We start from the raw sequence: 9,677 nt of genomic DNA on the forward strand, positions 1-9,677 counted from the left end.
AGAGATTTTGAAGGGTATAAACTTCAACCATAGCCGCCAAAAAAATCCCACTACTTATCAATATTAAATCCGCGTCCATCTGCGTAATCTGCGGATCAAATATTAAAAAATACCTCCGTGCCCTCCGTGCCCTCCGTGCCCTCTGTGTCTCTGTGGTTAATTACTTATCAATAGCCTGAATAGCCTTAGCCACATTATCCGCCAGATGAACTGGATTAATCGTTCCAACAACCACACTGGCCACCGCCGGGTTAGCAAAGATCATTTCAAAGCTGGCACTGACGCTGTCTTTGGTTGAGTTGGCAGGCAAATGCCCACTGGCAAACGCTTTTTTGATAAAGATCGCTTTATTGAGCTGGTTGGCCGTATCAATGACGATTTGTTCGTCCTGATAGGCAAGGTTATGGGTGACCATGACAATATCGGACTGTTGCAGGGCGAGCAGGCCGCCTTCGACGGTTTTGCTGGAGATGCCGGTGGCAGCAATCAGGCCTTGTTGTTTAAGTTCATTAAGGGTTTCCAACGCCCGATGCTGTTCGATGATGGGCACATCATTGCCGTCGGAGTGAATCAGCAAGATATCAATCATTTCTCGATTGAGACGTTGCAGGCTTTGTTCTACGCTGCGGATGATTGCATCACGGGAAAAATCAAAATGTGATTCGCTACTGTTGGCATCAAACTGTTCACCGGCTTTGGAGCAGATAATCCAGTCATGTGGCAGTTGAGGTAATAACTCGCCAAGCCTTTGTTCACTGTTGCCGTAGGCGGGGGCGGTATCGATCAGATTAATGCCCAGATCCCAGGCTTGTTGCAGCAAGGCGAGGGCAGCTTGATCATCCGGGATAGTAAACGCTTCGGGGTATTTAACGCCTTTATCGCGTCCCAGTTTGACTGTGCCGAGTCCCAGCACAGAAACATTCAGTTGGGTGCCGGGAATGTTTTTTTTAGGCAGTTTGTTCATTTAGTAAATGCCCGATCCCAAAGTGGTTCAGCCAGTTGTGCCAAGGGCAAAATATGCTGCTCTGGATGAGCTGTTTTTTGCATCTTTTGTTTTGCCAGGGCTCCGATAACTTTATCGGCCAGATCGGGTGACAAAGCGAGTTTGGTCGGCCAGGCAATATGCAGATTATTATGGCTGCTGACATAGGCGCTATCGGGACGTGAAAAACCGCTTTGTTTAGGCTCGGCACGATTGACGTTATGCGTCGTCCATTCCAGTTCCGGCAGGGTAAACCACGGCAGGATTTGTTTAAGTAAAGCTCTCGCTTCGTCGATCAATTTATCGGGATCTTTGCCGACTCCTTCTTCAGCGATATTACCGCCGAGATACCAGACGATATTGCCGGTTTTATCGGGATGGCTGCTGATGGTGGCAATCGGTTTGCTGCCACTGCCGAGACTGTGGGCATAAATCTGCGGTAAAGGATTAGCCGGATCTTTGGCTTTGCAGAGCAGCATTTGCAAAGGCCGTTTCTGCATTTTGGGTTTGCTCAGTTGCAGGCTTTCTAACAATTCACCCGTGCCTTCGCCGGAAGTAAGCACAAACTGCTGTGCCTGAATTTCCAGTTCATCGCCAAACCGCATGGCGGTGATTTGGCCATCCTGTTTTTTCCATTCCGGTGTGCTGTCAGGCGTTTTTAAAATCGTTGCGGCATACGGTGTGATTAAGGCTTCAAGCAAACTGCCGACATCCAGCACCGGTTCGTCCAATTGGTATAACGCACCTTTAAAACCCTCATGGGCAAACAAACCGCTGCGCTCTGATTTGGGAATATTCTGCATCCGGCTTTGCAGCGCTTTGCTGGCAAAAAACGACACCATTTTGGAAGACAGACTTTGGGTGGACCAGAGCAGTTGATGTTCGGTAAACACATTGACCTTGGATAAATCGATTTCGCCGTTACCTTGCAGGCAGGCTTTCCAACGGGCAGGCATACCGCTGATGGTTTGTGCGGCGTTGGATAAAATGCCATTTAACGCATATTTGCTGCCGCCATGAATAATGCCTTGTGCACTCAGCGTCTGGGCATGACCAATTTTCTGGTTTTCCAGCAGCAGACAGTGATAACCCAGCTGGCTCAGCCGATTATGCAACCATAATCCGGCAATGCCGGCGCCAACAATAACGACGTCTGCTGTGATGATGTTTTGACTCATGCTTTGCTGAGTTTCTCGTCCAGTGCTTCACACAACCAGTGGCCAATCAGGATATGGCCTTCCTGCACCCGGGCGGTTTCGGTATCGGCGACACAGACACAATGATCAGCAATGGCTTTGAGTTGTCCGCCACTTTGGCCGGTAAAAGCAATCGTTGTACAACCGGAATTTTTGGCAGCATTGATGCCGTTAATCACATTGGCGCTGTTACCGGAAGTCGATAAACCAATCGCTACATCGCCGGGTCTGGCCAGTGCCTGAATTTGCCGGTCAAACACAGTTTCAAAGCTGTAATCGTTGCTGTGTGCGGTGAGAATCGATGTGTCGGTGGTCAGCGCAATTGCGGCCAGCGGTCTGCGATCTTCTTTATAACGAATGACAAATTCCGCGGCCAGATGCTGGGCATCAGAAGCGCTGCCGCCATTACCAAAGAACAATACTTTATTGTCATTCAGCACGCAGTCGCTGATAAGGGCCAGTAAATCATTTAATTGAGGCTCCAAATCAAACAAGCTTTCAATCATCTTTTGGTGGCGTTGCAAGGTGGATTTAAATGACACGGCTTACCTCATTTCGGCTCTGGTGGTAGTATTTGTGGTTTCCTGCAAACAGTGTAACAAAACGCTGTGCGCGTTCGCACAACTCACTGCTTGGCATAGCCTTTAGATGGCCTTAATGAAAAAGAATTCCTGTTATTTGCGACAAGATTTGGCTCAGGCCTGGGCCGATAAGCCGGTGTTTGATGCTGTGGCGAACATTGATGGCGAGATCTTTCGGGATAAGGAAGGCCGCCGTACCTTACGCTTTGAGCTGAATGACCGCTCGTATTTTCTGAAATACCATCAAGGTGTCGGCTGGACGGAAATCGTCAAAAATCTGCTGCAAATGCGTTTGCCGATCATCAGTGCCCGCAATGAATGGCAGGCAATTCATTTTCTGGAAAAACACGGCATCGAAACCATGACGCTGGCCGGTTATGGCGAAAAGGGAATTAATCCCGCGACATTACGTTCGTTTGTGATTACTGATGATCTGGTTAATACCATGAGCCTGGAATACGTTGGTGAACAATGGCAACAACGGCCACCAAGTTTTGCCACCAAACAGGCGCTGATCCGCAAGCTGGCCAATATGGCGGGCACCATGCATAAAAACGGCATGAATCACCGTGATTTTTATCTGTGTCATTTTCTGCTGGATGAACGCTTTGCCGAGCACAATACCTTCGAAGATAAAACTCCGGTTTATCTGATTGATTTGCACCGTGCGACCATTAGACATAAAACACCGAAACGCTGGCAGATAAAAGATTTGGGCAGTCTGTATTTTTCAGCTTCCAGAGTACCTTTGACTAAACGGGACAAATTACGCTTTATGCAGATTTATTCAGGATTGCCACTGCGAACATTGCTGAAAGAGCAGGCCGATTTATGGCGTGAGGTGCAACATCGCGCGCAGAGGTTGCTGGCAGAATAATGGTCATGTTGACTGCTCAAAGTTTACTAAAAGAATTACCTGCCGCTTTTCCGGTTGAATTGGAACTGGGCGGCACACAGTATCAAATTCTGTCGGTATTACGTTTTCTGGCCGGGCGGCGGATTGTTTTGCATGCCAGCAATGAGAGTGGCGAGTTTGTGTTAAAAATCTTTGCCGCTCAAGGCAAAGGTCAGCAGGAATATCAACGTGAACTGAAAGCACATCAACATTGCACTCAAGCAGATATTTCCGTCGCGCCGATTTTGCAGCATGCCGACGATCAGCAGGGCATCTGTTTTATCGTCTATGCCTTTTTGCCTAAAGCTGTGACTTTGAATGAATTGTCGGAGGATGCATTTCCGCTGATCGCATTATTTGATTTGTTTGGCCGTTGCCATCAAAACCAGTGCTATCAGCAGGATCCACATCTGGATAATTTTGTGTTTTCCAATAACATCTTGTATCTCTTGGATTTGGCTTCCGTGGTTTGCCCGAAAAAGCGGCTGAAAATGGCAACCTGTCTGAATAATCTGGCACGGCTGATGGCACAGTTTCCATTGGAGCAACAGGAATGGATGTTGGATGGCTTACCTGCTTATTTTGCGGCGAGAAATATGCCGCTGGATCCTATCGTTGAACAGCAATTACTCGGCAAGATCAAAAAAGCCCGCGACTATCGGCAAACGCATTATCTGAAAAAACAGTTTCGATCCTGCACCATGACGCGTTATCGAAAATCTTTGATGCTCGAGGCGGCATGGCGTGGCAATTTATCTACCGCTTTAGCAGAGCAGCCGTTAACGGTGTTAAATAAAGCCATGCAGGACGGAATCGCTTTGAAAAAAGGTAACTCTGCTACCGTTGTCAAAAGTGAACTGTTGGGACAGCCCGTAGTTATCAAGCGTTACAACATGAAAACGCCCTGGCATTTCTTACGACGTTGTCTGCGTAAAAGTCGGGCCAATGTGTCCTGGTACAATGCCAATCTGCTGGAGTTTCTGGGCATTGCCACACCGCAACCATTCGGCTTTGTTGAACAAAGATTTTTAGGGCTGCGACAGAAAGCCTATTTTATCTGTGAGCATATTGTTGGTCGTTCTTTGGCAGACCTTTCTGACTCGGAAATTCAGCAACCTGAGATGCTGCAGCAAATCAGCGATTTATTTGAGCAGTTACATCTGCATCATATTTATCATGGCGATTTAAAAGCCACCAATTGGCTGGTCGATAATCAGCAAAAAATCTGGCTGATTGATTTGGACGCGATGCAGCAAATCACAAAAGCCGGTTTCAAGCGTTTACATAAAGAGGATCAGCAACGATTTTTACGCAATTGGCCGGTAGGCGAAACTCGTCATCTGTTAACCAAAGCGATCAAAGCATAAAGGTAGTAATGCAGTGTTAAACGGAATTCATTTATGAAGCTGGCGGTATGCCTGTATAAATATTTTGCCTATGGCGGCCTGGCACGTGATTTTCGGCGGATTCTGGAAATTCGCCGCGATGCCGGAGATGAAATTGATGTGTATTACATCGAATGGCAAGGCGATCCGATTCCCGGTTTTAACCAAATTCCGATTACCGTTTCAGGACTGACCAATCATGCCAAAGTACGGGATTTTTATAATAAATCGCAGCCATTAATCGCCGCAGGAAATTATGATCTAGTGATTGGCTTTAACAAAATGCCAGGGCTGGATTTGTATTACGCTGCTGATCCTTGTTATCTGGCGCGGGTCAGACAAGAACCCAGCTATATCATCAAACAGTTTTTTGGCCGGGTAAGATTTTATGAAGCCTGGGAGCGTGCTGTTTTTGGTCCGCAAAGCCACACTGTCTCAATGATGATCTCATCAGTACAGCGCAAACTGTTTGAACAGTTTTATCAGACGCCACCGGAAAGGCTGGTCGATCTGCCACCCGGTATCGATCCGGATCGAGTGCGGCCAGATGACTGGCAAATGCAACGTCAGCAGTTCCGCCAACAGTTATCGTTAAATGCCGATGACTTTTTACTGCTGATGATAGGCTCCGGTTTTAAACGCAAAGGTGCTGATTTTGCCATCGAAGCCATGGCCGCTTTACCACAAGCTTTACGTGAAAAAACACACTTGTATGTGGTGGGTGAGGATAATGCCAAACCTTTTGAACAATTGGCGCAAAAGCTTGATGTCGCTGAACAAACTCATTTTATGGGTGGACGCGATGATGTAGCGAAATGGCTATTGGCGGCGGATGTATTTTTACACCCGGCGCGTTCTGAAAACACCGGTACAGTGATCCTCGAAGCCATGGTAGCCGGGCTGCCAAGTATGGTCAGCACGGCCTGTGGCTATGCCAATTATGTGGAAGACTCAAATGGCGGTGAATGTATCGACCAGCCGGAAGATACATCAGCTTTTACCCAACAATTAGCCAAAATGCTTGATAAATCACGCCTGCAACAGTTGTCACAAAATGCGTTGGATTATGCCGAAACACACGATCTGTATAGCATGCCGCAGCGTGCTGCGGATTTGATTGTGGAGTTGCGCCAGCATAAAAAGAAATAAAAATGCGAAATATTTGAATAGAAATAGTTTGTTTGAATGATTGGGGAAAATCATACTTAAACTGGAAACTATTAATTTAAGGTTTATGCGAATTTCTGGCAGCTTAAGAATTTTTTACGCTGCTGACAGAATGATGAAAACATAGTTTTCAGGCAAAAAAGCATTATTTTTGGCGCACTTAACTTGTGGTTGGCAGGTTAAATAATTTTAAGGTGTAACGAATTTGAGCAAAAAATTATTAGTCTTGGATGGCATCGGTGGCATTGACTTGGGACGAAATTTGGCTTCAAGCATTGAGGAAAAAGGGATCTCAACCAAGTATTTTGATATGTCATCAATGCGAAAAATTGTTCTGCAAGGACCGCGTTCAAGTATTGCGAAAATGCTCAATAAAAAAAAGGATAAAGATGGTTTTTATTGTTTACCGAAATGCGATTTTGACGAACTTGAAAAACAAATTAATCAGTTCAAACCCAATAAAATCCTGATTATTGGTTTTTTATATAAGTTTTATGAACCGCAAAGATTAAAGCGATTAGCCGATAGATTAGGGATAGAGCTTTTTTGTATGACACTGATAGTTGCAATCTTTACTCAACTCGCCGAGAGTTCATATTTTTTATTGAAAATGAATTGAAAATCTATAACGCTATATTTTCATTTTCTCGTGTAGTGACCGACTTTTTCAAACGTAAAAAATTAAATGCCTTTTTCTGCCCATTTGGCGATACTACCAAAACTATTCAACCTATAGAAAAATCTGAAACCGATGTGATTTTTGTTGGCAGTGCAGATTTACGACGGGTATTTTTGTTGGAGAACATTGCCGATAAAGTCACTATTTACGGTAACCGCTGGCAACGGCAGTGGCCGTTAATGTCTGCAAACCTACAACAAAAAGTGATTGATAAGCCCATTTGGGGAGATGAGCTGCAAGCAAAACTGACTGCGTCAAAAATTGTCCTGAATATTACCAGGATCCCATTCTATGGCGCGGAAACAGGAATTAATCATCGTATATTTGAAGCAATGTCGATGGGCTGTTTTGTGTTAACCGATCATTGCGATGAAATTGCTGAATTATTTGAAATCGGAGAAGAAATCGAAACCTATAAAGGCATCGAAGATCTGAAGCAGAAAGTTGATTTTTATCTAACTAATGATGAAGAGCGTGAACGGATTGCTATAGGTGGTTATCAACGATTTCTCAAAGACTATACTTGGCAAACCAGAGCAGCCGATTTATTAACAAAAATGGGGTTGTTAAACTAACAACCCCATAATCTCCAGAAACCCGACGCATTAACCCATATTATTTGGTAATCAGAATATCTTCCATCACCAGATATTGCAGATCGGAGCCGAAGAACATATTCAACGCATCCGTTGGGCTGCAAACCATCGGTTCGCCACGACGATTCAACGAGGTGTTTAAAACCACGGCATTGCCGGTAAGTTTTTCCATTTCCTCTATCAGTTCGTAATAGCGCGCATTGGTTGCACGGGTCACGATTTGAGCCCGAGCGGTGCCATCTTCATGCACAACTTCCGGAATCCGTGATTTCCAGCTTTCTGCCACATCAAAGGTAAAAGTCATATACGGACTTGGATGCTCGGTCTGCAGAATTTCCGGCGCCACTTTATCCAGCATACTCGGGCAGAATGGACGCCAACGTTCGCGGTATTTGATCTGAGCATTAATCCGATCCGCAACACCGGAATGATTTGGTGAACCCAATATACTGCGATTACCCAACGCTCGAGGCCCGAATTCCATACGGCCCTGAAACCAGGCAACTGGATTACCATCGGCTAGAATTTTTGCCGTGTCGGCACAAACATCATTTAAATATTGCCAGCTGACAGGTTGAGTATAACGTTCACAGGCATCAATGCATTGTTGAGTGGTATAGGATGGACCAAGATAAACATGTTCCATTTTCTCAACCGGTACACCGGCCAATTGTGATGCATAACTGGCGGCACCAATCGCGGTACCGGCATCACTGGAAGCAGGTTGCACGAACAACTCTTTTACACCGGGCATGGCAATGATGCGTTGGTTAAGTTTGACGTTAAGCGCTACACCACCGGCATAAGCCACTTTTCCGGTTTCACGAATGATATCGCCAAGGTAATAATCAATCAGATGCAGCGCACATTTTTCCAGTAAGGCCTGAATGCTTGCAGCGTAATCAATGTACGGCTCATCTTTTTCGTCACCTTCTCGCATTGGGCCGAGCCATTCAATGAGTTCCGGGCTAAAGAAATAACCTTTGCCATCTTTTTTATAACGACGGAAACCGACGGTATTGACCAGTTTTGTATTGACCTTGAACTCGCCATTTTCACAATGAATCAAACGTGAGAAATCGAAACGGTTGGGGTCACCATAAGGTGCCATGCCCATGACTTTAAATTCGCCATCAAGCATTTCAAAACCGAGATATTCAGTCATCGCGCCATAAACGCCGCCAAGTGAATCCGGGTCATAAAACTCTTTGATTTTGTGAATTTTGCCGTTTTCGCCATAACCAAAAAACGTTGTGGCATATTCGCCTTTACCATCAATACCGATAATCGCGGTTTTTTCCTGAAAACCACTCAGATGATAAGCACTGCTGGCATGGGCCAGATGATGTTCAACCGGGACAAACTTGACGCGTTTTGAATCAATGCCTAAATCATCCAGCAGTTTCATCACGTTTTTGTGATTACGCCAGTAACGACGATTACCGGAAAATAAAGCAGTCAATGCCCTGTCAGGTGCATACCAGTGACGTTTGGCATAATGCCAGCGAGCAGGTGATTGCAGACCAATCTGCGCATATGGAAACGCGACAATATCAATTTCATCAGGACGGATACCGGCCTGTTCAAGACAGTATTTGGTGGCTTCATATGCCATCTTGCCTTTGGCATGTTTGTCACGCAGGAAGCGTTCTTCTTCGGCAGCTGCCACCAATTTTCCATCAATATATAAAGCAGCTGAGGCGTCGTGATTTACCGCGCCGGAAAGGCCTAAAACGATCATAAATTATCTTTGAGTTGCGTAAAAATTTAGTTCAGTATATCAAGCGTGGAGGTATGGAGACTATTTAACCTTTAAGTTCAGCGGTGATAATGAGGACAAATACTCTAATGAGGTTGGAAAACCCATGTCATTTAAGAGTGGTATAGACATTTAGCTGGCAAGTTCAAACTGTTCAGTTGTCTTCTCAAAAAAGTTTGTTAACAATTTCTGCGATTAAAAATTTTAAATATGAAGCTCTATTAACTGGATGCCTGAAGCTTTGAATATTGAGGAAATCAAAAAGGAAATCGTAGAGAGGTTTCAATCCGTAATGAACTCAGTTTTATCGGTTTACTCAAGGCCATAAAAACTTGCGGGGTTAAGGAGGGTCGACATATTGTTTTTGAGATTTCTTAATCAACAATAAAAGGTCTGGCCAATGGTTTATAAACAGAAACGAACCTTCCTGGAATGGT

General features: G+C 45.1%; 9 protein-coding genes. 5 read left to right on the forward strand and 4 right to left on the reverse strand.

Translation table 11 applies throughout. From position 1 onward, the window contains the following. Nucleotides 1-160: 160 nt before the first annotated feature. The 3 genes from A9E74_RS12915 to A9E74_RS12925 are packed head-to-tail and all read right to left on the reverse strand — an operon-like array spanning nucleotide 161 to nucleotide 2,720. Complete coding sequence (locus A9E74_RS12915) at nucleotides 161-964, reverse strand: aldo/keto reductase (RefSeq protein WP_069297017.1); 804 nt, start codon at nucleotides 962-964, stop codon at nucleotides 161-163. Then, nucleotides 961-2,160, reverse strand: coding sequence for an FAD-dependent oxidoreductase (locus A9E74_RS12920; protein ID WP_069297018.1), 1,200 nt, complete (start codon nucleotides 2,158-2,160; stop codon nucleotides 961-963). Before A9E74_RS12920 ends, A9E74_RS12915 begins: the two co-directional genes overlap by 4 nt. Continuing rightward, entirely contained in the window at nucleotides 2,157-2,720 is a 564-nt protein-coding gene (locus A9E74_RS12925; protein WP_069297019.1) for a D-sedoheptulose-7-phosphate isomerase, read from the reverse strand. Before A9E74_RS12925 ends, A9E74_RS12920 begins: the two co-directional genes overlap by 4 nt. 115 nt (nucleotides 2,721-2,835) lie before the next feature. Here A9E74_RS12925 and rfaP point away from each other — a divergent pair, with 115 nt between their 5' ends. The 5 genes from rfaP to A9E74_RS12950 all read left to right on the forward strand — a co-directional run bounded on the left by rfaP (nucleotide 2,836) and on the right by A9E74_RS12950 (nucleotide 7,460). Continuing rightward, the gene (gene rfaP, locus A9E74_RS12930) at nucleotides 2,836-3,636 is read left to right on the forward strand and encodes a lipopolysaccharide core heptose(I) kinase RfaP (RefSeq protein ID WP_069297025.1); all 801 of its coding nucleotides are present in this window, start codon (nucleotides 2,836-2,838) and stop codon (nucleotides 3,634-3,636) included. Nucleotides 3,637-3,641: 5 nt separating this feature from the next. Further along, a complete protein-coding gene (locus A9E74_RS12935) occupies nucleotides 3,642-5,021 on the forward strand; it encodes a lipopolysaccharide kinase InaA family protein (RefSeq protein WP_176718939.1) in 1,380 nt (459 codons plus the stop codon). A gap of 33 nt (nucleotides 5,022-5,054) precedes the next feature. Then, nucleotides 5,055-6,188, forward strand: coding sequence for a glycosyltransferase family 4 protein (locus A9E74_RS12940; protein WP_069297021.1), 1,134 nt, complete (start codon nucleotides 5,055-5,057; stop codon nucleotides 6,186-6,188). 223 nt (nucleotides 6,189-6,411) lie between these two features. Then, complete coding sequence (locus tag A9E74_RS12945; RefSeq protein WP_069297022.1) at nucleotides 6,412-6,825, forward strand: hypothetical protein; 414 nt, start codon at nucleotides 6,412-6,414, stop codon at nucleotides 6,823-6,825. After that, complete coding sequence (locus tag A9E74_RS12950) at nucleotides 6,822-7,460, forward strand: CgeB family protein (RefSeq protein WP_069297023.1); 639 nt, start codon at nucleotides 6,822-6,824, stop codon at nucleotides 7,458-7,460. Before A9E74_RS12945 ends, A9E74_RS12950 begins: the two co-directional genes overlap by 4 nt. A gap of 40 nt (nucleotides 7,461-7,500) precedes the next feature. Here the strand turns inward: A9E74_RS12950 and A9E74_RS12955 are convergent, their stop codons facing one another. Further along, entirely contained in the window at nucleotides 7,501-9,222 is a 1,722-nt protein-coding gene (locus A9E74_RS12955) for a carbamoyltransferase family protein (RefSeq protein ID WP_069297024.1), read from the reverse strand. Nucleotides 9,223-9,677 lie beyond the last annotated feature (455 nt).

Origin of the sequence: Methylophaga muralis, from assembly GCF_001720165.1 — a bacterium.
In the GTDB taxonomy this organism is placed as follows: Bacteria; Pseudomonadota; Gammaproteobacteria; order Nitrosococcales; family Methylophagaceae; genus Methylophaga; species Methylophaga muralis.

Excerpts from the sequence above, each read along its gene's own strand:
- A9E74_RS12915 (WP_069297017.1), bottom strand. The coding sequence starts at position 964 with ATGAACAAACTGCCTAAAAAAAACATTCCCGGCACCCAACTGAATGTT.
- A9E74_RS12920 (WP_069297018.1), bottom strand. The coding sequence starts at position 2,160 with ATGAGTCAAAACATCATCACAGCAGACGTCGTTATTGTTGGCGCCGGC.
- rfaP (WP_069297025.1), top strand. The coding sequence starts at position 2,836 with ATGAAAAAGAATTCCTGTTATTTGCGACAAGATTTGGCTCAGGCCTGG.
- A9E74_RS12935 (WP_176718939.1), top strand. The coding sequence starts at position 3,642 with ATGTTGACTGCTCAAAGTTTACTAAAAGAATTACCTGCCGCTTTTCCG.
- A9E74_RS12940 (WP_069297021.1), top strand. The coding sequence starts at position 5,055 with ATGAAGCTGGCGGTATGCCTGTATAAATATTTTGCCTATGGCGGCCTG.
- A9E74_RS12955 (WP_069297024.1), bottom strand. The coding sequence starts at position 9,222 with ATGATCGTTTTAGGCCTTTCCGGCGCGGTAAATCACGACGCCTCAGCT.